The sequence below is a fragment of the Actinoplanes sp. ATCC 53533 genome, from assembly GCF_003947245.1.
The window spans coordinates 1-24,341 of sequence record NZ_QHHV01000284.1 but is presented as its reverse complement, the minus strand read 5'-3'; the positions used below and the strand labels follow the sequence as shown (position 1 = coordinate 24,341).

The window sequence follows — 24,341 nt, the reverse complement described above, 5'->3', positions numbered from 1 at the left end:
GCCGAGCACGGATACACGCTGTGCGCGGCGAACAATCTCGCCAACGACTTGGCGCTGGCGCACGACCACGCCGGCGCCCGCCGCTTGTCCACTGAGACCCTGAACATCTCCCGCAGTTCGCGGGGTCTCGACCACCCGTACACCCTGCTCTGCGCCGTCAACGCGGCGTTCGACCTGATCGCCGACGGCGAGACGGAACGAGGCAGAGAGGACCTTGCGGCGGCCGTGGCAGCGCTCAGCGCCCGGCTCGGCCCGGAGCATCCCGAGACCCTGGACGTCCGGCGCGGCGTTCGCGCGGAGTGCGATATCGAGCCGCCGCCGACCTGATCGACTTCAACTTCCTACGGGCTGTTGCTGAACGCGGCGTATTGCTGGGGCGTCTCCAGGTCGTCGATGACTCGTTGGATCGCGCAGGTGAGGGCCGATTCTTCGGCGAGGTTCAAGTCGGACAGCCGGCGCTCGGCGAGGTTGGGGAGCCGGCCCGGCTCACCGTTCTCCTCGATCGGGGACATCGGATCAATCATGACTCGCCTCCACTGCGATCATGGCAACCATGCCGTTAGGCGCTCCCGACCGCCACTCGAAAATTGTGGAGACCGGCGGCTGACGTGTGGACGCGACGCAACCGCCGCTAGGGGAAGACCCAGGTGGTGCACCTGGCTCCCGAATCTAGGATACGTTGACCAGCCCCGATAAGTCAGCGCCCACACAATGCGAAACGCCCGCAGGTCGCCGACTTCGCTGGCATCGAAGTTGACCAATTACTATCGAGTCAATGGTCAAGAGTATTTCTGACTCAGAGCGAAAACACAGTGCTATTCCGGCACCGCGCTACCGAAGGCCGCATACTGCTCTTCCGTGCAAAGCACCTCGTCACGGACGCGATCGATAGCATGGGCAAGGGGCGATGCCGAGGAGGCGATCACGGCGGCGAGGAGCTCACGAGACACCCGGGGAAGTGCCGGGGTGTCCGCAGCCATCGGCTCGTCGCGCGTCATGCGCGTCTCACGCATGAGATCCCTCTCTGTCGCAGTCGTCAAATGCCATCGTATGGCTCCGCGGGCGTGCGAGTCCGCGCAACTCGACGTATACTTCCGTGCTCATCGCGGCCAGGCAACCCGGTTGGGCCAAGAGGGCGTTAGTGTCTGATTTCTGTCGGCCCGTTGACAGCCGTCCAGGCCGTCTTCCGCTCCTGTAGGAACGACCGCGCCGCCGCCAGGGCATGGGCCGGCAGGTGCTCGGCGAGCAGCGTGTCCAACGCCCCTCGCATGCCGGCCACGAATTGCCTCCCGGCCGGCGTGAGCTCCCGCGACCGCTCCAGCGCCCGCATGCCCTGCTCGACCATCACGCGGGCATTCGCGAACTCCGTCTCGGCGCGTTGCCGGAAGGTGGGAGCGGCACGCAGCCGGTGCCAGAGATGTGCGACGCCGAGGAACGCGTAGACCCCTTGCAGGAGACCCGAGGTGGGCCGGGCGTCCGTGCGCCACGGGGCGAAATGGCGCTCGACGCCGTTGTCGGCGTGGAGCCTGACCACGTCGAGGACCGCGCTCAGCTTGGAATGCTGGAACTCGTGGACGAGGGTCACCGCGAGGTCGTCGGCGGCCTGCGGGGGCGTCAGCCCGAGCGCGCCGACCGAGTCCCGGGCCGTGCCGCTGTGCGAGCCGCCGTCGCCGCTGTCGACCAGTGGGACCACGGCGCGCAGGCCGAGGACGAGCTCGGTCGTGCGCTCGGGCGAGTAGCTGCCGATGAGGTCGTAAGCCGCGGCGAAGAGGTCCTGCCAGCGCTCGGCCTCCTCGGCGGTGAGCCGCTCGCTCGGGGACGCGTGGTAGGCGCCCCGGTATGGGTTGCCATCCTCGACGCGTACCGAAAGGAGGGTCTCGCCGTGACCGGCGGTGAGTCGCCGGAGCGCGCGCCACCGCTTCCCGTCGTCCGGCACGGTGACCCGGTCGGAGGCCGCGGCGACCGCAACGCTCCCGCCCGACACCGTCATGGTCACCGGACCGTCCAGGTCGGCCCGGAGCACCACCTCGCCCGCGCCTGGCAGGGTGAGGCGGCCACGCCGCACGTAGCCGGTCAGCTCGCAGTCGACGCCGGCGCGGAGCGCGCCGGCCGCCGCGAGGGAGCCGAGATGGAGAAAATCACCCGCACGAGGCACGCGCTCGGCGCACGGCCTGGCGATCTTGCGGGTGACCGTGGCGAGCCACGCACCCACCATGGGATCGCGCATCAGGTCGTCGAAGGTCGAGGCGTCCTGCCGCTGCACCCGGTCGAGCGCCGCGATCGCGGCGTCACGCCCGGGCAGGCCCGCGGGCCAATTCTCAACCACGAACCTGATCAGCAGCATGTAGCGGCTCTGCCGGCTGCCGGCCAGCTCCAGCAGGGCCGATCGCTCGCCCAAGCCGGACGACAGGGAAGCCAACTGCCGGTCGTCGAGCCGGTGGTATTCCGTCATGAGCCCCGTCCGGCGCGGAGCCGCCGGATGTCGGAATCCACCCGGCGCTCGGCGTGGCCGATCAGCTTGAGCATGTCGGCACAGTAGACCGTCGGGTTACGGAAACCACCGCCGGGCCGGTACCGATGAGCGTAGTGGCCCGCGCCGCAGACGCGGTGGACCGGGCAGGACCGGCAGGTCTCGCCGAGCGCCTCCGTCCCGATCTGCCGGGCCACCACTCCGGGGTGGTTCAGCGCGGCGTCCAAGGGGTCGGCGAAGATCGTCAAGCCCGTCTCGCAGGCGCCCGGATAGGCGGACTTCAGCGAGTCGACCAGTTCGATCGCACCGTCCGACTCGACGACCACCACGGCCACCGGGCTGAGCCCGAGTTGCTCGGAACGCCCGGAGCCGCCGAGGATCAAGGCCAGCAGGTCGTCGAAGAGGCGGATACCGACCTCTCGTCGCGGCGCGGCGTACCAGCGATCGAAGATCGCGATAAGCCAGTCCGCGTACGGGGTGGGGCCGGCCCCCGACGGCCGCGGCGGCGGGTCGGCCCAGTTGGCGTGCGGCAGGAGCAGGTCCACAGTGGGTGGGCGATAGGCCAGCAGAGCCTCGTAGCACTCGATCGGATCGATCTCCGGGTCGACCGTGCAGAGCAGGCCGGCGAAAGCGTCCTGGTACCGCCCGCCGATGAGCAGCCGCAGGGCGCGGTCGACGTCGGCATGGCTGCCTCGTCCGTCCGGGCGGCGGCGGTGGCGGTCGTTGTCGGCCGCGGTGCCGTCGAGACTGACCCCGATCCGCACCCCGCGGACGTGAAGCGCGCTCAGCATCGTCTCGTCGAGCAGGACGCCGTTGGTCTGCATCTGAATGTCGAGCCTGCAGGCACCGTCGAAGGCGGCCCGGAAGTCGTCGATCAGGGCGCCGAGCCGAGCCACCCCGGCGAGCAACGGCTCGCCACCGTGCAGAATGAGCCGCATGCTGGTCAGGTCGTGTGCGGCGGCGTGCTCTGCCATCCGCGCCGCGGCGGCTCGCCAGGTCTCGCGCTCCATCACCGTCGGCCGGCCACGCCAGCTCTGATCGGGCTTGGTGTAGACGTAGCAATACTCGCAGGCCAGGTTGCATCTCTGATGGACCTTGAGGACCACGTCGCGAAACGGGCTCGGCCGCCAGCCGGAGGCCCGCAGCGCGTCGACGTCGAGGGCGCGGTGCGGCCAAGCGGGCGGTGCCTGCACGATCGGAATGCCGAGCGCCTTGGGCATACCCACCGCACGTCCCTCCCGGGAACAGATCGCCGGACGTTCGAGGCGACGCCGCGTCGGCCGCCCACACTGATGTTAGAAAGGCGGCGGCTCGATGTCACACTCAGCGCGTTTCCCGCGGCCTACCGCTACCACCACCGGGTGATCCTGGCCCAGCACGGCGCGCAGGTCGTCGATGCAGGACGACAGCGGCGGCATGCCCGATTCCTCGCCCAGCTCACGCCGGATCAGGGCGAGGTTGACCGCGCAGAGCAGCATGTCCGGATGCATCTCGCGGCCGGCCGCCCGCGCGTTGTCGAGAGTGTTCTCCAGGCGCCGGACCGCCTCGTGGTGCTCGTGGTCGACCACCAGGTCGTTGGCCAATCCGATCGCCGCGGCCTGGGTGTACGGGTGGCCGGCCCCGAGCCGCTGCTCCAAGGCGTGATAGGCGGGCTCACCGATGCGGCGGGCCCGGATCCGCTCGCCCATCGCCCGCAGGATCGCGGCCTGGTTGGTGGCGGCCGCCAGGGTCAGCGGATTTTCGTCGCCGAAGCGGCGGCGGTAGCGGTTCACCGTGTCGATGCTCAGGCTGTACGCCAGCGAGTAACCCCTCTCCCCCGCCGAATCTGCCGCCGCGGCCTCCCGGAGGGTGTTCGCGTAGGTCATGGCGGCGGCGAGCGTGTGCGCGTTGTCCGAGCCCAGCTCTCCGCTGCAGAGCTTGAAATTCTCCCGGCTGTAGCGAAGGGCCTCGGTCAGCTGCCCGGTCTTGCGCAGCCCGAGTGCCACCGTCCGCTCGGCCAGCAACACCCACAGGTGACGCGAGTTGAGCCGGGTCCGTAACCCGTCGATGGTCTGCCGCTGCAGCTTCAAGGCGTCGGCGTATTGACCGAGCCCGTACAGGTCGCGCGCGAGATTGGAGATCGAGAAGAGGGTCTGGTAGTTCTCCTCGCCGTATGTCTGCCGCCGGCGCTCCACCAGTTCCTCGTCAATGTCCTTCGCGCTCTCGAAGTCGCCGATGAGCCGGTAGGTCACGGCCAGATTGCTCTGCGCCCGCCGCAGCTCCTCCTCGACACCCGGCCCGCTCGAGGTGCGGTAGTAATCGACGCGTTCCTTTTCCAGACGCTGAGCCTCGTCGTAGCGACCGAGAATTCTCGATGAGTGGGCGACGCCGATCGCCGTACGAAAGGTGCGCCGGTGTCTCGGACCGAAGGACGGGTCCGTCTTGAGCCGTTCCCACGCTCGGCGGTAGAGGACATCCGCCGCCGAATACCGGCCGAGGCTCGCTTGGGCGAGAGCGAGGCGGTCGACGCAGGCGAACGTCTCGTCGTCGCGCCAGTCGTCCTGCGGGCCGGCCCAGGCCAGGCAGGCGTCCTCGCTCAGGCGCAGGCTTCCCTCGAAATCACCGATGAGGTACAGGTAGCGGATCTGGTCGAGCACCACCCGGCGGATGGCGGGCTCGCTCGCCTCGACCGCTCGGGCCGGCCCGATGTGTGGTCCGATCTGCGCGTGCATCTCCCAGGTCAAGGTCGTGTCCGGCTGGCCCGGGTTGGTGGCCACCAACAGCCGGCGCGCGTTCGCGTACGCCTGGGCGCGCTCGGTGGGGGTGAGCGAGTCGCGGACGATGAGTTGCACGAGCCGGTGCACCTGGATGCGCTCGCCCTCGTCCAGCGCGCTGATCAGGCCGAAGCGGCGAAGCAGCCGGACGGCGTCGCGCAGCGCCGCGTCCTGGCCGAGCAGGCGGCCGAGCGGCGGCCGGATGTCGCCGTCGTCGGCCGCACGCAGCAACGTCAGCGAGATCGGTTCGGCGCTCAGGCAACTAAGCATGGCCAACAGCTGCGCGGTGCCGGCGGACTCTCGCTTGACCTGGTTGAAGGTGACCGCGAACGCGCTGGCGACGGTCTCCGGATAGTCGCGAGGGCGGCCCTGGTTGAGCACGAGCGTCGCCTGCTTGCCGAGCAGCCGCAGGTAGTCGGACACCGAGATCTTGGTGGCCGAGCGCATGGCCGCCGCCTGTTCGAGCGCCAGCGGCAGGTCGCCCAGGCGCCCGGCGAGCTGGTCGGCCTCGTCAAAGGAGACGTCGCTGCTGCCCTGCAGCAGCCGGACGCTGTCCGCGCGGGGCAGTACGTCGACGTTGATCGCTCGGCCGTGCTCGAGCCAGTCGGCGTTGCGGGTGGTGACGATCACCGCGCCGCCCGCCGCGGGCAGCAGCGGACCGATCTCCTCCGGGCTCGCCGCGTTGTCGAACACGATGAGCCACTTGAAATCCGCGGACTCCAGCCGGCCCAGCATGGAGCGCACCGTCTGACCCATGTCCTGGCTGATCGGTAGGTCCCGGCGGGCGCCGAGGGCCACCAGCGCGGAGCGGGCCTGGGACACCTGCTCCGCCACGATCCACCACACGACGTCGAACTCGGCGCGGACGCGGTGGACGAACTCGACCGCGATGCTGGTCTTTCCGACACCGCTGATGCCGTGCAGGATCAGCGGCAGCCACGGTTCGCCGTTCAGCTTGGCTGTCATCGCGTTGAGCACGTCGGCGCGGCCGGTGAAGCCGGGGTTGGGCGGTGGCGCCGAACCGGTCTGCGGCTCCGCCGTGGGCGGCCCGCCGAGCGGGGTGCCGGGCGGCGGTGCGTCGAGCGGCGGATCCTGCGTCGCCGGCTCGCCGCCCTCGGGGAGGACCGGGACGCTGGTCTCATTGCGTGCGTCGTTGGCGACCGCCCAGAGCTCGAGGAAGCGCTGCACCTCGGCATCGGGGTCAGGACGGTGCACGGCCATGGCGGAGAGTTGACGCACGACGCACTCGACCTTGCTCCAGCGCGGGATGAAGGTGCCACCGAGCAGGGCGCTCACGGTCTCGTGGCTCACCGTGTCGGGCATGTCGTCGCGTTCACGGATCTCACTGCTGATCTTGCGAAACGACGGGCGGCCGGCAGCGCGATAGAGGAGCGATAGTTCGGCGACAAGATCACCATGTGTCACTTGCCACGCTCCCCCCGGTGGTGAGAGTCAGCGCCAATTCCGCTTTTCAGCGACGTCTCGACTCGATGCCAAGAAGTGTCAAGTTCTGTAAAGACAGGATTCCACAGCGGGGCCACACAGCAACAGTGTGTAAACCTGTGACGGTTAACGTCAGAAACCGATCAATGGGTGCCGGGTGGCCTAACGATGAAATCAGCACACCACACCGGACCGGGAGAAACCCATGATCATTCGCCGCAATCCCAGCTTCACCAGGCACTTCGAGCCGGCCGCCTACCTCGCGATCCTGGTGATCGCGATCATTCTGATTTCGATCGCGCACCCCGATCCGATCGCGGTCAAAGCCCTGACCGACCTCACGGTGGCGTACGTCGTGGGAAGGTACGCCGTGCGCCGGCGGCACGAAGACGGCCACCACGAGTCGCACCGATGATCGCCCGAAGTGCACGAAATGGTGCCAACCGTCCTTATCGGATCGTCATGTCAAGCCATGGCAAGTGCGGGGTGGTGGGTCTGGATCATCAATGGCTTGATGATGCCGATCCGATCGACGCACGGCAATCTTGTCGGACCCCCGTGCCATTCTCTCCGGCATGACTGGATCGGACCCGAAGGCAGACCACCGTCGCTATCTCCAGATCGCCCGCGACGCCCTGCTATGGAAGCTGGAAGGACTCTCCGAATACGACGCCCGCCGTCCCCTGGTGCCGACCGGCACCAACCTGCTCGGCCTGGTCAAACACGTGGCCGGCGTCGAGGCCGGATATTTCGGCGAGACGTTCGGGCGGCCGTTCGGCGAGCCGATGCCCTGGCTGGACGAGGGAGCCGAGCCCAACGCCGACATCGTCCGGGGGCTCATCGACGGAGCAGCCGGCGTCCGGCCGGACAACGACAACCTGCCCGACCTCGACCAGGCCTCCTGGAGCAGCCACCGCGACCGGCTCGAAAGCGTCGCGCGCGAAGCAGCCGGCGGGCAGGGCCGCTGAGCAGCGATGCTCGCGGGTCGGTCATGCCGCAGAATCCAGGCCATGACCGACGAACAGATCTGTGAGGTTGTGGTCACCGCCGCCGACGGCGAGTGGTTGGCCGGTTTCACCCGCCGCCTCGTCGAGGACAGGCTCGCCGCCTGCGGGCAGCAGACCGCCGCGATCCGCTCCATCTACCGCTGGGACGGCGCGGTGCACGACGACCCGGAGGCCCGCGTCGCCCTGCACACGCGGGCCTCGCTGGTGGAACGGATCGTCGCCCGGGCCGACGCCGAGCATCCGTACGACGTGCCTTGCGTGCTCGCCCTGCCGGTGGTCGGCGGCAATCCCGCCTACCTGGACTGGGTGCTGGCTATGACAGATCAGCCCGGGTGAGCAGCGCCCGCAGCTTGATGCCGTCGGCGGCGAGGGCCTCGGCGCCGCCCTCCTGACGGTCGATCACGCACAGGGCGTGGTCCACGTGGGCGCCGAGCTTGCGCAGTTCGCCGGTCGAGATGACCACCTGGCCGCCCGAGGTGACGACGTCCTCGACCACCAGCACCCGGCGGCCGGCGACCTCGGCGCCCTCGGCCAGCCGGGCGGTGCCGTACTTCTTGGCCTCCTTGCGGACGAACGCGCACGGCAGCTTGGCGTGCCGGCCCAGAGCCGTCACCACCGCGATGCCGCCCATCTCGAGCCCGGCCAGCACCTCGGTGCCCTCGGGGATCAGCACCGCCATCTGCTCGGCCAGCCGGTCCAGGAGCACCGGGTCGGCCTCGAATTGGTACTTGTCGAAGTATTCGGTGGCGGTGCGGCCGGAACGGAGCACGAACTCGCCGGTCAGCCGGCTCACGTCGCGGACCTGCCGCGCAAGGTCAGAGTCAGTCACAAGAGAACAGCCTGTCAGGCGCCGCGTGGCGGGCTCAGCCGGGGGCCGAACCTGCCGATTCGGAGTTTGTGCAGATCGTCACCGGACGCTGGTTCGGCGTCGGCCACAGTACGGCGCCGGATTCCGCGAAGGCCGGCGCCGAGGCTGCGGCCAGCGCGCTCGACGGGCGTACCCCGAGGTTGGTTCTTGTCTTCTGTTCCACCGGCCATGACCTGCACTCGCTGCTGGCCGGGGTGCGGGCCGAGGCCGGGTCCGCGGCGGCGATCGTCGGCAGCACCACGCTGGGCGAGCTCTCGTCCAGCGGCGGCGCGGCGGTGGGCACCGTGGCGGTGACCGCTCTGGGCGGCGACGGGTTCACGGTCCGGACCCGGGTGGCGCACACCGGCGGGCACGGCCACCGCGCGGCGGGGGCGGACGTGGCCGCCGCCATGGTCGGCATGGACCGCCCGCACACCGCGCTGATGCTGCTCTGCGACGGCCTGGCCGGCGACCCGCAGGAGATCGTCCGCGGCGCGTATTCGGTGGTCGGCGCGGCCGTGCCGCTGATCGGCGGGTTCTCCGGCGACGACCGCGGCTCGAAGCGTTCCTTCCAGTTCCACGACGACCGGGTGCTGTCCGGCGCGGTGGTGGGCATCGCCCTCGGTTCCGAGGCGCCGCTGGGGATCGGCATCGCGCACGGCTGGCACCGGACCGAACCGGCGATGGTGGTCACCAGCAGCGAGGGGTGCCGGATCCTCCAACTGGACGGCGAGCCGGCGCTGGACGTGCTACAGCGCCGGCGCGGGGCGCCCGCCACGGCCGACCTCTTCGACGGTGTCGCCACACTGCTCGCGCTGGGCCTGTCCCGGCGCAGCGGTGACGACATCCGGGTGATTCACGCCGGCGACGAGAGTGACCGGTCGGTCCTCGCGACCGCGACCGTGCCGCAGGGCGCGGTCTGCTGGCTGATGGACAGCGAGCAGCAGGCGATGATCGACGGGGCCGGGCAGTCCTGTGCCGAGGCGGTCGCCGGTCTCGGGGGCGCGCCGCCGCTGGGCCTGTTCACCTTCGACTGCGGCGGTCGGCGCGGCGTTCTCGGGCCGGACGGCACTCAGCAGGAGGTCGCGGCCATCCGGGCGGTGCTGGGCGAGGTGCCGTTCGGCGGCTTCTACACCATGGGCGAGATCGCTCGGGTCCGCGGCTCGTCGGGAACCCACGCCCTGACTCTTGTCACCCTGGCGCTGGCCTGATGTTCACCTGGTCGATGTACCAGCTCACCGAGTACTTCGCGGCCGTGACGGCCGCGGCGGACGAGTCAGCGGCGATCATGCTCGCGGTGGAACGGGCCGCCGAGATGGTCGACGCCGAGGTGGGCGCCGTCGTGCTCAACGAGGAGGTGCGCGGCGCCTGGGGCTTCGGCGCCGACGTGCCGGTCAAGGAACTGCAGGCCCTCGCGCTGGCGGCGGGCACCCTGCCGGTCGCCGCGATCGGTGATCTGTACGCGGTGCCGAACAGCCTAGGCTCGGACCTGTCCGGCGCCCTGATCGTGGCCCGGCTGGACGGGCCGGTGGCCGCGGAGGAACGGCAGGTGCTGCAGGGCATGGCCCAGGTGCTGGGCCTGGCCCTGCGCAGCATCCGGGTGCTGAGCGCGGAGCGGACGGTACGCGCGGAGCGCGAACGCGAGGCCGCCGAGCGACTCGTGCTGCTGGAGCAGTCGCAGACGAGGCGGATGCTGGTCGAGGCGCTGTTGACGATCCAGCGGGAGATCTCCAACCGCAAGCCGCTGCCGGAGATCCTGGACACGGTCACCAGCGGCACGGCCGCACTGCTCGGTGGCGTACCCGTGGCTCTCATCCTGGCCGAGGCCGGCCAGGCCCGGCGGCTCAGTGTGGCCTCGACCTCCGGGGCGCACGGCTGCGGCTTCGCCGATCCGGAGGGTTCGCACAGCGAGGCCCGCGAGGCGATGTCCACCGGCAGCGTCCTGATGCGCCCGACCGATCCGGCGGATCCGGACCGGGGCACGGTCATCGCCGCGCCGTTCCGGGTGACCGGCGAGATGGCCGGCAGCCTGGTCGCCCAGCTGCCGGGCCGCGCCGACCGGTACGCGGAGCAGCGCGACCAACTCGCCGCCTTCGCGCAGCAGGTCAGTCTCGCGCTGACGGACGCCCGTACGGTCGAGGCGGTCCGCGAGGCGCACCACGACCCGGTGACCGGCCTGCCGAACCGCGGCCTGTTCCTGAAGATCTTCAACCGGGTGCTCGCGTCCCGGGGCGGGGTGACCGAGCCGACCAGCGTGCTCTTCATCGACCTGGACCGGTTCAAGGCGGTCAACGACAGCCTGGGCCACGAGGCCGGCGACCAGTTGCTGGCCGCGGTGGCCGGCCGGGTCCGGGGTTGTGTCCGGGCCAGCGACACCACCGCCCGCCTCGGTGGCGACGAGTTCGCGGTGCTGATGCACAACTCACCCGTCGACGCCGCCATCGCCGTCGCTGAACGGATCGTCGCCGCGGTCAAGGAGCCGTTCCGGATCTCGGGCCGGGACGTCTTCATCGGGGCGAGCATCGGGGTGGCGATCAGCCGGGCGGCGGCCGGGGACTCCGACGGGCTGCTGCGTAAGGCGGACATGGCGATGTACCGGGCCAAGAAGGACGGGACCGGCCGGGTCGTGGTCTACGAGCCGCACATGCACACCGAGGCGCTGAACCATCTGAACCTGCGCGGCGACCTGCAGCGCGCCCTGCAGGAAAGCGAGTTCCGGCTGCAGTACCAGCCCCTGGTGCGGCTGGGCACCGGCGAGATCGCCGGGGTTGAGGCGCTGATCCGCTGGCACCACCCGGGGCGCGGCCTGGTCTCGCCGGTCGACTTCATCCCGATCGCGGAGGAGTCGGGGCTGATCGTGGACATCGGGCAGTGGGTGCTGGAGACCAGCGCGGCCCAGGTGGCGGCGTGGCGCCGGACGAATCCCGAGCTGGCCCTCAACGTCAACGTCTCCGGGCATCAGCTCGTGCATCCGCGGTTCGCCGCCAACGTGACCCGGGCGCTGGCGGTGGCCGGCCTGCCGTCGAGCGCGGTGACGCTGGAGCTGACCGAGTCGGTGCTGATGAGCGATCCGGACGCGGCGGTGGCGTCGCTGGCCAGCCTGCGGGAGCTGGGCGTGCAGTTGTCGATCGACGACTTCGGCACCGGGTATTCGTCGCTGGCGTACCTGCGGGAACTGCCGGTCGACGAGCTGAAGATCGACCGGGCTTTCATCGCGCGGGCGGAGCTGACCAGCGAGGATCTGGCCCTGGTCCGGACGATCGTCGAGCTCGGGCACATCCTCGGGCTGCGGGTGGTGGCCGAGGGCATCGAGAACGCGGCCCAGCTCGAGGCGCTGCGGCGGCTCGGGTGTTCCTACGGCCAGGGATACCACCTGTGCCGGCCGACGGATCCGGCCGATCTGCCGCCCCTGCTCAGCCGCGGACCGGCGGCGGGAGCCGCGGCGGCGCCGACTGAAACAAAAGTCACCCGTACGCGTAGTTGATCTGCGGGCGTGGCTTAACCTTGTCCGGTTTCGGCTATTTTGCGGGCTATAGGCCAACAAATTCGCTGAAAGGCTGGTCGTGACACCCTTCGCGCTGCTCTTCCTGTTAGCCCTCGCCGGCTCGTCCTGCTTCGCAATCGGTCGCGCTCTCGGGCGCGGCGAACGCTACGAGAAGGGCTACCGCGAGGGCTTCCGGGACGGCGAGACCGGCTCGCTGGCCCGGGCCGCGCGCCTGATCCAGATCAACGAGCGCCGGCCCATCGCGCCCGCGCTGGAGTCCATGCTCGTGCCGAGCAACGTGCCCCAGCAACTGCCGGCCCGGTCGGTCAGCCCGGCCATCGTCGGGGTCCCGGCCCGTCCGCAACTCGCGCTTTGACCGGCAGAGGGGGTACGGCCACAGCGACCGCACCCCCTCCCGCCCCTGAGTGATGCCTCAGCAGTACAGGTTGCCGCCGGGGCTCACGCCGAGGATGCTCGCGAACCGGTTGTAGGCGTCCACGCGGCTCTGCACCTGTGCGGGATTGCCGCCGTTGCATTCGAGCGAGCCGTTGATGCTGCGGATGGTCTCGCCGAAACCGCGGCTGTTGACCATGGCGTCGTGCGGGGTCATCGTGCCCGGGCCGCGCTGGGTCATCCAGTACCAGACGGCGGTCTGATAGGCCACCGACGTCTCGTTCTTGACCCGGTCCGGGTTGTTCAGCAGGTCGATGCCGAGCGCGTCCCCGGCCGCCTTGTAGTTGAAGTTCCAGCTCAGCTGGATCGGCCCGCGACCGTGGTACGCGTTCTGCCCGGCCGGGCAGCCGTACGGCTGCGACCGGTCGCAGTAGAGCGGCCAGTTCGCCTGGTTGATCTCCTCGACGTAGACCAGGCCGCCGGACTCGTGGTTGACGTTCGCGAGGAAAGCCGCGGCCTCCTGCTTCCGCACCGTGTCACTGCCCGTCGTGGTGAACGCCGGATACTTCTTGATCGCGTCGATCAGCCCGGCGTAGGAGTAGAACGGGATCCGGTTCGGGAACATCTGCTGGAACTGCGCCGCGCTGACCGGGAAGCTCCCGGAACCGGGCGGCGGCGGGGTGGTGCCGCCGCAGGTGTACGGCTCCCAGTACCAGGTGCTGATGACCGGGTCGTAGCCCGGATTCTCGTTCTTCGCGCGGTAGTAGCCGCCGTTGGTGTACTTCACGATCGAACCGGCCGGATAGAACTGACCCGCCACCCAGTTCGGGTAGTCGCAGGTGCCGCCGGGCGGGGGCGTGGTGCCGCCGCAGGCGCCGTTGTCGGCCCAGACGCCCGAGCCGCCGGTGCTCGGCGCCTCGCCCTGGGTCCACCACTTGGCGGTCCAGTTGTGGCTGTTGTACGAGGCCCGCATGGTCCCGGTATAGACCGTCGAGCTGTTGTACGCGGCGACGCAGGCCTCCGCCGCATGCGAGGCCGTCATGGGCAGCAGGGCCGCGGCGACGCCCGCCACGGCGACGCTGAGTGTGGCCACAATCGATAGGAGCCGTTTTTTGGACATGGCTCACCTTCCGTGCGTCGGGGGACACGCACTGGCACTAGATGATCGGGGAGTTACATCGACTCAACTAGATGCGAAGGTATTTGTAAAGAAACTTCAGCGATTATCTCGCGCGGCGAACTACTTGCTGAGCTCGGCGGCCAGCAGCTCGGCGATCTGCACCGTGTTGAGCGCAGCGCCCTTGCGCATGTTGTCGCCGGTGATGAAGAGATCCAGCGCCCGGGGGTCGTCCATCGCCCGGCGGATGCGGCCCACCCAGGACGGGTCGGTGCCGACGGCGTCGATCGGCATCGGATATTCGCCCGCCTCCGGGTCGTCGACCAGGATCACCCCGGGCGCGTTGCGCAGCACCTGACGGGCGCCCTCCGCGTCCAGCTCCGAGCCGAAGACCGCGTGCACCGCAATCGAGTGACCGGTCACGACCGGGACCCGTACGCAGGTCGCCGAGACCTTCAGCGCCGGCAGCCCGAGGATCTTGCGGGACTCGTTGCGCAGCTTGAGCTCCTCGGACGACCAGCCGTTCGTCGCCAGCTCGCCCGACCAGGGGACCACGTTCAACGCCATCGGCGCGGTGAACGGGCCGAGATCGTCGCCGATGGCCTGGCGCACGTTGCCCGGGCGCGAACCCAGGGTCCGGTCGCCGGCCACCTTGGTGAGCTGGTCGTGCAGGGTGTCCACGCCGATCTGCCCGGCCCCCGACACCGCCTGGTACGACGCCAGGACCAGCTCGCGCAGGCCGTACTCGCGGTGCAGCGGCGCGATCGCCATGATCATGGCCATCGTGGTGCAGTTGGCGTTGGAGACGATGCCGCGCGGGCGGCGCCGCAGCTCTTCCTTGTTGACCTCGGGCACGACCAGCGGGACGTCGGCCTCCATCCGGAACGCGGACGAGTTGTCGACCACCGTCGCGCCGTGCGCGACGGCGACTGGGGCCCACTCGATCGACACCGAGTCGGGCACGTCGAACATCGCCACGTCGACGCCGTCGAAGACCTCGGGCGTCAGCTCGCGGACGACGAGTTGCTCGCCGCGGCAGGACAGCTCCTTGCCGGCCGAGCGCGCGGACGCGATCAGCCGGATCTCGCCCCAGACGTTGCGCCGCGAGGTGAGCAGCTCACGCATGACCGTGCCGACGGAGCCGGTGGCTCCGACGACAGCCAGCGTGGGCTGCGGCCGCGGCATCCGCTGGCTACCTGCCGGTCCCGGCGTAGACCACCGCGGTCTCGTTGCCACCGAGCTCGAACGTGTCGTGCACGGCCCGGACCGCCGTGTCGAGGTCGCTGTCGCGGCAGACCACCGACACCCGGATCTCCGAGGTCGAGATCATCTCGATGTTGACGCCGGCCTCGCCGATGCAGGCGAAGAACGACGCGGCGACGCCCGGGTGCGAACGCATGCCCGCGCCGATCAGCGACACCTTGCCGACGTGGTCGTCGAAGAGCAGCGACTTGAAGCGGGTCTGCTCCTTGATCTTGTCCAGGGCGGCCATCGCGGTGGGGCCGTCGGCCTTGGGCAGCGTGAAGGAGATGTCGGTGCGCCCGGTGCCCTCGGTCGACACGTTCTGCACGATCATGTCGATGTTGATCTCGGCCTGGGCGACCGTCTCGAAGATGCGACCGGCCGCGCCGGGCTCGTCGGGCACTCCGACGATGGTGATCTTCGCCTCGCTGCGGTCGTGGGCGACCCCGGTGATCAGCGCTTGTTCCACTCCCGCGTCCTCCATCGATCCGGTGACCAGCGTGCCCTGCTTGTTCGAGTACGAAGAGCGTACGTGGATCGGCACCTTGAACCGGCGCGCGTATTCCACGCATCGCAACATCAGCACCTTCGCCCCGCCCGCGGCGAGCTCCAGCATCTCCTCGTAGGTGATCTGCTTGATGTGCCGGGCGTTGGAGACGATCCGCGGGTCGGCGGTGAAGACGCCGTCGACGTCGGTGTAGATCTCACACACGTCGGCGTGCAGCGCGGCGGCCAGCGCGACCGCGGTCGTGTCCGAGCCGCCGCGGCCCAGCGTGGTGATGTCCTTGGTGTCCTGCGAGACGCCCTGGAAGCCGGCCACGATCGCGATCGCGCCCTCGTCCAGCGCGGTCCGCAGCCGGCCGGGGGTCACGTCGATGATCCGGGCCTTGCCGTGCACCGAGGTGGTCAGCACGCCGGCCTGCGAGCCGGTGTAGGACCGGGCCTCGTAGCCCAGGTTGTGAATCGCCATCGCCAGCAGCGCCATCGAGATGCGCTCACCGGCGGTCAGCAGCATGTCCAGCTCGCGGCCGGGCGGCAGCGGGCTCACCTGGTTGGCCAGGTCGAGCAGGTTGTCGGTGGTGTCGCCCATCGCGGACACCACGACCACCACATCGTCGCCGGCCTTTCGGGCGGCCACGATGCGCTCGGCCACCCGCTTGATGCGCTCGGCATCACCAACGGACGAACCACCGTACTTCTGCACCACGAGGGCCACGGCAGCCGGCTCCTTTCCACCCCACACGTGCCGACGCCGCCTGGCCCGGATCAGGAAAGGCCGGCGGCGCCAGTCAGTCAATCGACACCCAGACTAGCGGCGGCCGTCCTGATCACTGACACGCGATCCCAGATTCCGGCCCGGTGGACCGTGCGACACGCCGGGAAAAGGTTCCTGTGCCCGCAACGACCGGTCCGGGCGCCGAGAGGCGAGAATGTCTCGATGCGTTCCCGCCCCGCCAAGCGCGTGCTGCCCGCGCTGGCCGCCGCCCTGCTGACCGTCGGCGTCTCCGCCTGCGGCGACTCGGCGCCCGCGGTGAAGCCGACCCCGTCCCCCTCGCTGTCCGTCCCAGCACCGGACCAGGACGCCCGGGTCGCGCTGGCCGCGCGCGCCGCCCTGGCCGAGGACCACCGCTTCTCCGCGATCTACACCCTGGAAGCGCCCGGCTACGCCCCGCGCTCGGTGCTCGCGACGGTCGCGAACGACGGAAGCTGGCGGGTGGACATCCCGTCCGGGGCCCTCGGCGGCACGGCCGACGTGTCCGTCGCGCAGCTGCCGGCGGGGGTCTTCCAGTGCGCGATCCCCTCGGCGACCAACCCGGTCAGCCCGTCCTGCGTGCGGGTGGCCAGCCCCGGCAAGCGCGTCCCCCGGAGCTACGACCCGAAGATCCAGCGGATCTTCCGGCAGTGGTTGCCGGTCTTCACCGACCGCCAGTCCGCCCTGTCCGTGACCGCCGCCCAGCCGCTCAAGGGCTCCTCCGGGAGCTGCTTCTCGATCGACACCATCTCCGCCTCGCTCTCCGCGCCGGTCGATGTGGGCATCTACTGCTACGCCGCCGACGGCCTGCTCACCGCCGCCCGGGTCAAGTTCGGCACGCTGACCATCGCCGGCGCGCCGGGCGCGGCCCCGGCGACGATCGACCTGCCCGGCCCGGTGACCGGCGGCGAGCCGATGGGGCAGGACGCCCCTTCGCCCACGCCGACGACCGAGCCGGCCGAGGTGCCGGCCCAACCGGTCGCGCCCGCGTGAAGCAGGCCGGGCCTGAGCACCCACTTCCCACCATCCGGGCGTAGGGTTGGAATCCCTCAAGATGATCACGTAGGGTGACGTTCGACATGTGGCAGACGCTCCTCCTTCGCTGCCGCGACGAGGCCCCATCCCAGGCCGGCACCTCGTCGCGGAGCTGATGCGCGCCGGTCGTTCTTCGGAACTGACCACTCTTCAGGAGCCCTCACCATGTCTTCCAGCACTGACGTAACTGGCGACGCCATCGCTCGCCAGCGCCCGAGCCGCATGCCGTTCGAGCGTTACCAGCCGTACCACCAGCAGTTTGTTGTTGATCTGCCCGACCGGCAGTGGCCGGCCCGGCGCATCGAGACCGCGCCTCGCTGGTGCGCGGTCGACCTGCGCGACGGCAACCAGGCGCTGATCGACCCGATGTCCCCCGAGCGCAAGCGCCGCATGTTCAACCTGCTGGTCGGGATGGGCTACAAGGAGATCGAGGTCGGCTTCCCGGCCGCCAGCCAGACCGACTTCGACTTCGTCCGCCAGCTGATCGAGCAGGACCTGATCCCGGACGACGTCACCATCCAGGTGCTGGTGCAGTGCCGCGAGCACCTGATCGACCGCACCTTCGAGTCGATCCGCGGCGCCAAGCGCGCCATCGTGCACTTCTACAACTCGACCTCGACGCTGCAGCGCCGGGTCGTGTTCGGACTGGACAAGGCCGGGATCACCGACATCGCGACGACCGGCGCGCGGCTCTGCCAGAAATACGCGGAGATCCACACCCCGGACACCGAGATCTTCTACGAATACTCGCCCGAGTCCTACACGGGCACCGAGCTGGAATACGCGCTGGAGATCTGCTCGGCGGTCATCGACGTCATCGACCCGACGCCGGACCGCCCGCTGATCATCAACCTGCCGGCCACGGTGGAAATGGCCACCCCCAACGTGTACGCCGACTCGATCGAGTGGATGCACCGCCACCTGCCGCGGCGGGAGAGCATCATCCTGAGCCTGCACCCGCACAACGACCGCGGCACCGCCGTCGCCGCCGCCGAGCTGGGCGTGCTGGCCGGCGCCGACCGCGTCGAGGGCTGCCTGTTCGGCAACGGCGAGCGCACCGGCAACGTCGACCTGGTGACGCTGGGGCTGAACGTCTTCTCCCAGGGCATCGACCCGATGATCGACTTCTCGGACATCGACGAGATCAAGCGCGCGGTCGAATACTGCAACCAGCTGCCGGTGCACGAGCGGCACCCGTACGTCGGTGACCTGGTCTACACGGCCTTCTCCGGCTCGCACCAGGACGCGATCAAGAAGGGCCTGACCGCGCTGAACGAGGACGCGGCCGAGGCCGGCGTCGAGGTCGACGCCTTCACCTGGGGCGTGCCCTACCTGCCGATCGACCCGAAGGACGTCGGCCGCAGCTACGAGGCCGTGATCCGGGTCAACTCGCAGTCCGGCAAGGGCGGGGTGGCGTACATCATGAAGGAGGAGCACAAGCTCGACCTGCCGCGGCGGCTGCAGATCGAGTTCTCCGGCGTGGTGCAGCAGTTCACCGACTCCTCCGGCGGCGAGGTCGGCCCGCAACAGATGTGGGACATCTTCGCCGGCGAATACCTGGTCGATCACCAGCAGTTCGGCATCGTCGATCTGGAGCGCTACAGCACGGCCACCGTGGACGGCAAGGTCGAGATCGACGCCGAGGTCCGGCACCGCAACACCCGGCGCCCGGTCGTCGGGGTCGGCAACGGCCCGATCGACGCGTACGTGCACGCGCTGCAGCCGCTGGGCGTCCAGGTCCGGGTGCTCGACTACGCCGAGCACGCGCTGTCCTCGGGTCACGACGCGCAGGCCGCCGCGTACGTGGAGTGCGAGGTCAACGGCCAGACGGTCTGGGGCGTCGGGCTCGACGCGAACATCGTCACCGCCTCCATGAAGGCAGTGACCAGCGCGGTCAACCGCGTCCGCTGAGCATTTCCGCGCGCCGCCGGGTGCACCCCGGCGGCGCGCGGAACGTTTGCGGCACGGATGACGACTTGGGCGAAAAGGGCGTAGGCCGCATACGCTTAGTGGGTGCCCCCTCGTGTTACTCCTCTGTGGACCCTGCGTGTCGCCGCCGCCCTCCTGACTCTGACCGTCACCGCCGGCTGCGAAGTGCCCGCCGAGAACGGCGCGGGCTCGGAGTCGACCGGTGACAGCACCACCACCACGACCACCGATCCCACCGACGCCAAGGCGAAGCTCGGCAAGCTGAAGGTCGTCGCCAAGACCGGCTCGATGAGCGGCTACAGCCGGGAGAAATTCCCGCACTGGAACAGCACCGGCAGCAACTGCGACATCCGCGACTCGGTGCTCAAGCGCGACGGCACCAAGGTCAAGCTCTCCGGCTGCAACGTGGTCGCGGGCACCTGGATCAGCATCTACGACGGCGACAAGATCACCGACCCGGCCAAGGTCGACGTCGACCACGTGGTGCCGCTGGCCGAGGCCTGGCGCTCGGGCGCGGCCTCGTGGACCACGGCGCAGCGCAAGGACTTCGCCAACGACCTCGAAGATCCTCAGCTGGTGGCGGTTTCGGCCTCGTCGAACAGGTCAAAGGGTGACCAGAACCCATCCACCTGGAAACCCGAGCAGACCGGCTCCTGGTGCCAATACGCTCAGGACTGGATCGTGGTCAAGAGCCAGTGGAAGCTCACGGTGACCGCCAAGGAGAAGGCTGCGCTGACCGACATGCTGGAGAAGTGCTGATGACAACACCCGAGCCCACCGCGGCGTCCGCAGCCGCCGACGCCGCGCCCCCCGCCGACGCCACCACCAGCAAGAGCACCGACATCACCGCCGGTCAGGGCGGGGTGATGACCGACGAGGTGGGTGTCATCACCGGCGATCTCACCCTGCGGACGGAGCTCTCCGGCGATCAGGCCACGGTCCGCGTCCAATACCAGCAGGCCGACGAGTGGTACGCCGTGACGGGCGCGAAGGCGACGCTCAAGGACCCGGCGGACCTCGATGCCGTCCACGCCATCGCGGTCGGCATCCTCAATCGCCCGGAGGGCTGACCCGGCGGGGCGCGGACTGCACGGAAGCTTTACAGATAGACAGTCCCGAATGTAGCGTCGGGTCCGTGGCCAGACCTGTCGTGACCCGCATGCTCATCGTCGCAGCTCTCGGGCTGCCCGTCGGCGCGCTCCCTACCGCGGCCGCCGCCGCTCCCGCCGCCACTCCGGCCCTCGGCAGCGTCATTCCCGTGCCTGCCGAGGTCCGGCCCGTCGCCGGTGCCGAATTCCGGCTCGGTGCGCTCACGGTGATTCGCACGCAGCCCGGTTCGGCGGCGGCGCGGGCCGTGGGTGATCAGCTGGCCCGCGCGCTGCGTCCCGCCACCGGCTATCCGCTGCCGGTCCGGGCCGCCGCCCCGCCGGTCCTGCCCACCATCTCGTTGCTGCTCGGCGCCGGCGACGCGCGGCTCGGAGACGAGGGCTACCGGCTCAGCGTCGACCGCACGAAAGTGACGATCCGGGCGAACAAGCCGGCCGGGCTGTTCGCCGGCGCGCAGACCCTGCGCCAACTGCTGCCCCGGGAAATCGATTCGCCGACCCTGGTGCGCCGCGCATGGCGCGTGGCCGGCGGCAGCATCGTCGACTATCCGCGCTTCGCCTACCGCGGGGCGATGCTCGACGTGGCGCGGCACTTCCACACCCCGGACGAGATCAAGGCCTACATCGACGAGATCAGCCGATTCAAGGTCAACTATCTGCACCTGCATCTCGCGGACGACCAGGGCTGGCGGATCCAGATCGACAGCTGGCCGCGGCTGGCCACCGTCGGAGGCGGACCCGGTACGGGGGTCGACGGCACCGGCCCCGGCTACCTGACCAAGGCCGACTACCGGGAGCTGGTCCGCTACGCGGCCGCCCGCTACGTGACGATCGTGCCGGAGATCGACATGCCCGGCCACGTCAACGCGGCGCAGGTGGCCTATCCCGAGCTGACCTGCGACGGGGTCGCGCCGCCGCCGCGCACCGACACCGCGGTGGGCTACAGCTCGCTGTGCATCGGCTCCGAGACGACATACCGGTTCGTGGCGGACGTCATCCGCGAGCTGGCCGCGCTCACGCCCGGGCCGTACCTGCACATCGGCGGCGACGAGGCACACGCCACCACCGACGCCGACTACCTGACGTTCCAGCAGCGGGTGCTGCCCCTGGTGGCGAAGCACGGCAAGACCGCGTACGGCTGGAACGAGATCGCCAAGTCACCGGCCTCGGCGAACGCCGTCGCCCAGTACTGGGACACCGCCACCACCAACCCAACCGTGGTGGCCGCCGCCGCCCGCGGGACCAAGGTGGTCATGTCCCCGGCGAACCAGGCCTACCTGGACATGAAGTACGACCGGAACACGCCGCTGGGCCTGTCCTGGGCGGGCTACATCGAGGTGCGCACCGCCTACGACTGGAACCCGGCGACCCGCGTCGCCGGCCTGCCCGAATCCGCGATCCTGGGCGTCGAGGCGCCGCTCTGGTCGGAGACGCTGCGCAACCTGGACCACATCGAGTTCATGGCCTTCCCGCGCCTGCCGGCCATCGCCGAGCTCGGCTGGTCGCCGGCGAGCACCCACGACTGGACATCGTTCGCATCCCGCCTGGGCTCCTACGGCCCCCGCTGGACTGCCCGGGGCGTCGACTTCTACCCGAGCCCGCAGATCACCTGGGGTTGAATCGGGTGACCACGCACGCGGAATGAAGGGTGCGAGGAGCCGTTCTGGCGCCGCCAAGGCGCCTGGCTCCTCGCGCCCGGCCCCGGCGGGAGCGACGGTCAGCACCATGCAACCACGCACGACCTGACCTTGATCTTGATCTTGCTTAGCTCTTGATCTCGCCCGGCGGGCTCCCTACGCGGACGTCCCGGCCGGGGAACGCCCCACGACGATCTCTGATTCGGCGACCGGGAAGTGGCACGCCGTCTGGTGCGACTCCGGGTCGGTCAGGCGCGGCACCAGCGGCGGCTCTTCCGTCGCGCAGATGTCCTGCGCCTTCCAGCAGCGGGTCCGGAAGCGGCAGCCCGACGGCGGGTTGATCGGGCTGGGCACGTCGCCGGTGAGCAGCACCCGCTCGCGCTGGGCGCGGTCGCGTCGGGACGGGTCCGGCACCGGGACCGCCGACATCAGCGCCACCGTGTAGGGGTGTCGGGGGTTCTTGTAGAGCTCGTTGCGGTCGGCGATCTCCACGATCTTGCCGAGGTACATGACCGCTACCCGGTCCGAGATGTGCCGGACCACCGACAGGTCGTGCGCGATGAACACGTAGGTCAGGTCGAATTCGCGCTGCAGGTCGTCGAGGAGGTTGACGACCTGGGCCTGGATCGAGACGTCCAGGGCCGAGACCGGCTCGTCGGCGACGATCAGCTTGGGGCGCAGCGCGAGCGCGCGGGCGATGCCGATGCGCTGGCGCTGGCCACCGGAGAACTCGTGCGGATAGCGGTTGTAGTGCTCCGGGTTGAGCCCGACCAGCTTGAGCAGGTCCTGCACGGCCACCTTGACGCCTTTCGGCGTCGGGATCTTCTGGATCTGCAGCGGCGCGGCGATGATCGAGCCGACCGTGTGCCGCGGGTTCAGCGACGAGTACGGGTCCTGGAAGATCATCTGTACGTCGCGGCGCAGCGGGCGCATCTGCGTGGTGTTCAGGTGGCTGACGTCCTGGCCCTCGAAGACGATCTTTCCGGCGGTCGGCTCCAGGATGCGGGTGAAGAGCCGGCCGGCCGTCGACTTGCCGCAGCCGGACTCGCCGACCAGGCCCAGGGTCTCGCCCTGGCGCACCGACACGTCGATGCCGTCGACCGCGCGCACGGCACCGACCTGGCGCCGCAGCAGGCCCTTGGTGATCGGAAAGTGCTTCTGCAGGCCGGTCACCTCGAGCAGGTTCTCGCGCTGAGCCACGTTGGGCATGCTCTTCTGGCCCTTCACTGGGTCGTCGCTCCGGTGCATGTTCTCACTCCCGCTCGCGCTCACAGGTTCGGAGCGACTTCCTGCGTGAAGATCTGCCGGCGGTCCTCGGCCGGCAGGTGACAGGCGACCGCGTGCACCCCGCCGCGCAGCTCGGGCACGTCGGTGAAGGATCGCTCCCCGTTGCGGCCCGCGTACGGGCAGCGGGGGTGGAAGGCACAGCCCGAGGGCAGGTTGATCAGGCTCGGCGGCGAGCCCTTGACCGGGTTGAGCCGCTCGCGGACGTCCCGGTCGAGGCGGGGCATGGAACCGAGCAGACCCCAGGTGTACGGGTGCTGCGGGCTGTGGAACACGTCCGCCGCCGGGCCCCGCTCGATGATCTTTCCGCCGTACATGACCAGGACGTCGTCGGCCAGTTCGGCCACCACGCCCAGGTCATGGGTGATCATGATGACCGCCGAGCCGAACTCCTCCTGCAGGTCCCGGATCAGGTCCAGGATCTGGGCCTGCACGGTCACGTCGAGGGCGGTGGTCGGCTCGTCGGCGATCAGCAGCTTGGGGTCGTTGACCAGCGCCATCGCGATCATCGCGCGCTGGCGCATGCCGCCGGAGAACTGGTGGCCGTAGGCGCTGAACCGCTTCTCCGGCTGCGGGATGCCGACCCGGGCCAGCATGTCGATCGACCGCTCCCGGGCCTCCTTCTTGGACGCCTTCGGGTTGTGCACCCGGTACGCCTCGACGATCTGCGCCCCGACCGTGAAGTAGGGGTGCATCGCGCTCAGCGGGTCCTGGAAGATCATCGCCATCTTGCCGCCGCGGAGCTGGCGGACCTGCTCGTCGGTCGCCGTGACGAGCTCCTGGTCGTCCAGCCAGACCTGGCCCTCGACCTTGGCGTTGCTGCGGGTGCGGTGCAGGCCCAGGACGGCCAGCGACGTCACGCTCTTGCCCGAGCCGGACTCGCCGACGATGCCCAGCGTCTTGCCGCGCTCGACGGCGAACGACGACTGGGACACCGCCTGGACGACGCCGTCGTCGGTCTCGAAGGTGACGGTGAGGTCCTTGACCTCGAGGAACGGTCGGGTGTTGCGGTCGCCCGGCAGGGTGAGGCCGGCGAGCGAGTCGGTAGACATGTGGTTCTCTCCTCAGCCCAGCCGGACCCGCGGGTCGATGAAGCCGTACAGCACATCGACGATGAGGTTGATGAAGACGATGAAGAACGCCGCGATCAGCGTGACGCCGAGGATCACCGGCAGGTCGTTGCCGCGGATCGCCGTCAGCGCCTGATAGCCGAGGCCGCGCAGGTTGAACACCGCCTCGGTGAGGATCGCGCCGCCCAGCAGGGCGCCCAGGTCCAGGCCGAAGACGGTCACCAGCGGGGTCAGGCCCGAACGCAGCGCGTGCTTGCCGATGACCGTCCGTT

24 protein-coding genes are annotated in these 24,341 nt (G+C 69.8%); 12 read left to right on the top strand and 12 right to left on the bottom strand.

Annotated elements, in window-relative coordinates:
* Nucleotides 1-327: tetratricopeptide repeat protein (locus tag DMB66_RS53580; RefSeq protein WP_148112879.1), on the top strand; the 327-nt coding region annotated here is incomplete at its 5' end.
* Between the two features lie 14 nt (nucleotides 328-341).
* Here DMB66_RS53580 and DMB66_RS61925 read toward each other — a convergent pair.
* The 5 genes from DMB66_RS61925 to fxsT all read right to left on the bottom strand — a co-directional run bounded on the left by DMB66_RS61925 (nucleotide 342) and on the right by fxsT (nucleotide 6,546).
* The gene (locus tag DMB66_RS61925; protein ID WP_158647659.1) at nucleotides 342-512 is read right to left on the bottom strand and encodes a hypothetical protein; all 171 of its coding nucleotides are present in this window, start codon (nucleotides 510-512) and stop codon (nucleotides 342-344) included.
* A 303-nt stretch (nucleotides 513-815) separates the two neighbouring features.
* Nucleotides 816-1,013, bottom strand: a complete 198-nt coding sequence (locus DMB66_RS53575; RefSeq protein WP_125811755.1) for a hypothetical protein — start codon at nucleotides 1,011-1,013, stop codon at nucleotides 816-818.
* A gap of 125 nt (nucleotides 1,014-1,138) precedes the next feature.
* Nucleotides 1,139-2,452, bottom strand: a complete 1,314-nt coding sequence (locus tag DMB66_RS53570; RefSeq protein WP_125811754.1) for an HEXXH motif domain-containing protein — start codon at nucleotides 2,450-2,452, stop codon at nucleotides 1,139-1,141.
* A complete protein-coding gene (locus DMB66_RS53565) occupies nucleotides 2,449-3,690 on the bottom strand; it encodes an FxsB family cyclophane-forming radical SAM/SPASM peptide maturase (protein ID WP_199753175.1) in 1,242 nt (413 codons plus the stop codon). Before DMB66_RS53565 ends, DMB66_RS53570 begins: the two co-directional genes overlap by 4 nt.
* A 75-nt stretch (nucleotides 3,691-3,765) precedes the next feature.
* Nucleotides 3,766-6,546, bottom strand: coding sequence for an FxSxx-COOH system tetratricopeptide repeat protein (fxsT, locus tag DMB66_RS53560; RefSeq protein ID WP_125811753.1), 2,781 nt, complete (start codon nucleotides 6,544-6,546; stop codon nucleotides 3,766-3,768).
* A 325-nt stretch (nucleotides 6,547-6,871) separates the two neighbouring features.
* Between fxsT and DMB66_RS53555 the strand changes: the two genes are divergently transcribed.
* The 3 genes from DMB66_RS53555 (at nucleotide 6,872) to cutA (ending at nucleotide 8,009) form a co-directional block, all read left to right on the top strand.
* On the top strand, nucleotides 6,872-7,081 hold the full coding sequence (locus DMB66_RS53555) for a hypothetical protein (protein WP_125811752.1): 210 nt from the start codon (nucleotides 6,872-6,874) through the stop codon (nucleotides 7,079-7,081).
* 160 nt (nucleotides 7,082-7,241) lie between these two features.
* Nucleotides 7,242-7,634: a DUF664 domain-containing protein gene (locus tag DMB66_RS53550; protein ID WP_125811751.1), complete on the top strand. Its 393-nt coding sequence runs from the start codon at nucleotides 7,242-7,244 to the stop codon at nucleotides 7,632-7,634.
* A gap of 42 nt (nucleotides 7,635-7,676) precedes the next feature.
* Nucleotides 7,677-8,009, top strand: coding sequence for a divalent-cation tolerance protein CutA (cutA, locus tag DMB66_RS53545; protein ID WP_125811750.1), 333 nt, complete (start codon nucleotides 7,677-7,679; stop codon nucleotides 8,007-8,009).
* Here the strand turns inward: cutA and pyrE are convergent.
* Nucleotides 7,987-8,502, bottom strand: coding sequence for an orotate phosphoribosyltransferase (gene pyrE / locus DMB66_RS53540; RefSeq protein ID WP_125811749.1), 516 nt, complete (start codon nucleotides 8,500-8,502; stop codon nucleotides 7,987-7,989). The genes cutA and pyrE overlap by 23 nt on opposite strands.
* 68 nt (nucleotides 8,503-8,570) lie before the next feature.
* Between pyrE and DMB66_RS53535 the strand changes: the two genes are divergently transcribed.
* From DMB66_RS53535 to DMB66_RS53525, 3 genes are all read left to right on the top strand, one after another.
* A complete protein-coding gene (locus DMB66_RS53535; RefSeq protein ID WP_125811748.1) occupies nucleotides 8,571-9,731 on the top strand; it encodes an FIST signal transduction protein in 1,161 nt (386 codons plus the stop codon).
* Nucleotides 9,731-12,004, top strand: a complete 2,274-nt coding sequence (locus tag DMB66_RS53530; RefSeq protein WP_125811747.1) for a bifunctional diguanylate cyclase/phosphodiesterase — start codon at nucleotides 9,731-9,733, stop codon at nucleotides 12,002-12,004. The genes DMB66_RS53535 and DMB66_RS53530 overlap by 1 nt, the downstream gene beginning before the upstream one ends.
* Nucleotides 12,005-12,083: 79 nt before the next feature.
* Nucleotides 12,084-12,380 carry a hypothetical protein gene (locus DMB66_RS53525; protein WP_125811746.1) on the top strand — a complete coding sequence of 99 codons (297 nt, stop codon included), beginning with the start codon at nucleotides 12,084-12,086 and terminating at the stop codon, nucleotides 12,378-12,380.
* A 57-nt stretch (nucleotides 12,381-12,437) separates the two neighbouring features.
* Here DMB66_RS53525 and DMB66_RS53520 read toward each other — a convergent pair whose 3' ends face one another.
* The 3 genes from DMB66_RS53520 to DMB66_RS53510 all read right to left on the bottom strand — a co-directional run bounded on the left by DMB66_RS53520 (nucleotide 12,438) and on the right by DMB66_RS53510 (nucleotide 15,972).
* Entirely contained in the window at nucleotides 12,438-13,517 is a 1,080-nt protein-coding gene (locus tag DMB66_RS53520; RefSeq protein WP_125811745.1) for a glycoside hydrolase family 19 protein, read from the bottom strand.
* A 120-nt stretch (nucleotides 13,518-13,637) separates the two neighbouring features.
* The gene (locus tag DMB66_RS53515) at nucleotides 13,638-14,699 is read right to left on the bottom strand and encodes an aspartate-semialdehyde dehydrogenase (protein WP_125811744.1); all 1,062 of its coding nucleotides are present in this window, start codon (nucleotides 14,697-14,699) and stop codon (nucleotides 13,638-13,640) included.
* A gap of 7 nt (nucleotides 14,700-14,706) precedes the next feature.
* Nucleotides 14,707-15,972 carry an aspartate kinase gene (locus tag DMB66_RS53510; RefSeq protein WP_125811743.1) on the bottom strand — a complete coding sequence of 422 codons (1,266 nt, stop codon included), beginning with the start codon at nucleotides 15,970-15,972 and terminating at the stop codon, nucleotides 14,707-14,709.
* 222 nt (nucleotides 15,973-16,194) lie between these two features.
* On the opposite strand from DMB66_RS53510, the gene DMB66_RS53505 reads away from it, so the two are divergent.
* From DMB66_RS53505 to DMB66_RS53485, 5 genes are all read left to right on the top strand, one after another.
* Nucleotides 16,195-17,001: a hypothetical protein gene (locus DMB66_RS53505; protein ID WP_125811742.1), complete on the top strand. Its 807-nt coding sequence runs from the start codon at nucleotides 16,195-16,197 to the stop codon at nucleotides 16,999-17,001.
* Nucleotides 17,002-17,208: 207 nt separating this feature from the next.
* Nucleotides 17,209-18,954: a 2-isopropylmalate synthase gene (gene leuA, locus DMB66_RS53500; protein ID WP_125811741.1), complete on the top strand. Its 1,746-nt coding sequence runs from the start codon at nucleotides 17,209-17,211 to the stop codon at nucleotides 18,952-18,954.
* Nucleotides 18,955-19,107: 153 nt separating this feature from the next.
* Complete coding sequence (locus DMB66_RS53495) at nucleotides 19,108-19,731, top strand: HNH endonuclease family protein (RefSeq protein ID WP_370321124.1); 624 nt, start codon at nucleotides 19,108-19,110, stop codon at nucleotides 19,729-19,731.
* A complete protein-coding gene (locus tag DMB66_RS64905) occupies nucleotides 19,731-20,042 on the top strand; it encodes a hypothetical protein (protein WP_370321116.1) in 312 nt (103 codons plus the stop codon). Before DMB66_RS53495 ends, DMB66_RS64905 begins: the two co-directional genes overlap by 1 nt.
* A gap of 65 nt (nucleotides 20,043-20,107) precedes the next feature.
* Complete coding sequence (locus tag DMB66_RS53485; RefSeq protein WP_233625491.1) at nucleotides 20,108-21,697, top strand: beta-N-acetylhexosaminidase; 1,590 nt, start codon at nucleotides 20,108-20,110, stop codon at nucleotides 21,695-21,697.
* A 174-nt stretch (nucleotides 21,698-21,871) separates the two neighbouring features.
* Here DMB66_RS53485 and DMB66_RS53480 read toward each other — a convergent pair whose 3' ends face one another.
* From DMB66_RS53480 to DMB66_RS53470, 3 genes are all read right to left on the bottom strand, one after another.
* Nucleotides 21,872-22,915, bottom strand: coding sequence for an ABC transporter ATP-binding protein (locus DMB66_RS53480; RefSeq protein ID WP_370321113.1), 1,044 nt, complete (start codon nucleotides 22,913-22,915; stop codon nucleotides 21,872-21,874).
* Between the two features lie 68 nt (nucleotides 22,916-22,983).
* The gene (locus DMB66_RS53475; protein WP_125811739.1) at nucleotides 22,984-24,051 is read right to left on the bottom strand and encodes an ABC transporter ATP-binding protein; all 1,068 of its coding nucleotides are present in this window, start codon (nucleotides 24,049-24,051) and stop codon (nucleotides 22,984-22,986) included.
* Nucleotides 24,052-24,063: 12 nt separating this feature from the next.
* Nucleotides 24,064-24,341 (bottom strand): ABC transporter permease subunit (locus DMB66_RS53470; RefSeq protein ID WP_125811738.1); only part of this gene is annotated, 278 nt, incomplete at its 5' end.

Bases quoted from the DNA above. Each gene is read 5' to 3' on its own strand.
- DMB66_RS53520 (WP_125811745.1), bottom strand. From the start codon at position 13,517: ATGTCCAAAAAACGGCTCCTATCGATTGTGGCCACACTCAGCGTCGCC.
- DMB66_RS53555 (WP_125811752.1), top strand. From the start codon at position 6,872: ATGATCATTCGCCGCAATCCCAGCTTCACCAGGCACTTCGAGCCGGCC.
- leuA (WP_125811741.1), top strand. From the start codon at position 17,209: ATGTCTTCCAGCACTGACGTAACTGGCGACGCCATCGCTCGCCAGCGC.
- DMB66_RS53505 (WP_125811742.1), top strand. From the start codon at position 16,195: ATGCGTTCCCGCCCCGCCAAGCGCGTGCTGCCCGCGCTGGCCGCCGCC.
- DMB66_RS53550 (WP_125811751.1), top strand. From the start codon at position 7,242: ATGACTGGATCGGACCCGAAGGCAGACCACCGTCGCTATCTCCAGATC.
- DMB66_RS53575 (WP_125811755.1), bottom strand. From the start codon at position 1,013: ATGCGTGAGACGCGCATGACGCGCGACGAGCCGATGGCTGCGGACACC.
- DMB66_RS53515 (WP_125811744.1), bottom strand. From the start codon at position 14,699: ATGCCGCGGCCGCAGCCCACGCTGGCTGTCGTCGGAGCCACCGGCTCC.
- fxsT (WP_125811753.1), bottom strand. From the start codon at position 6,546: ATGCCCGACACGGTGAGCCACGAGACCGTGAGCGCCCTGCTCGGTGGC.
- DMB66_RS64905 (WP_370321116.1), top strand. From the start codon at position 19,731: ATGACAACACCCGAGCCCACCGCGGCGTCCGCAGCCGCCGACGCCGCG.
- DMB66_RS53565 (WP_199753175.1), bottom strand. From the start codon at position 3,690: ATGCCCAAGGCGCTCGGCATTCCGATCGTGCAGGCACCGCCCGCTTGG.
- DMB66_RS53530 (WP_125811747.1), top strand. From the start codon at position 9,731: ATGTTCACCTGGTCGATGTACCAGCTCACCGAGTACTTCGCGGCCGTG.
- cutA (WP_125811750.1), top strand. From the start codon at position 7,677: ATGACCGACGAACAGATCTGTGAGGTTGTGGTCACCGCCGCCGACGGC.
- DMB66_RS53475 (WP_125811739.1), bottom strand. From the start codon at position 24,051: ATGTCTACCGACTCGCTCGCCGGCCTCACCCTGCCGGGCGACCGCAAC.
- DMB66_RS53570 (WP_125811754.1), bottom strand. From the start codon at position 2,452: ATGACGGAATACCACCGGCTCGACGACCGGCAGTTGGCTTCCCTGTCG.
- DMB66_RS61925 (WP_158647659.1), bottom strand. From the start codon at position 512: ATGTCCCCGATCGAGGAGAACGGTGAGCCGGGCCGGCTCCCCAACCTC.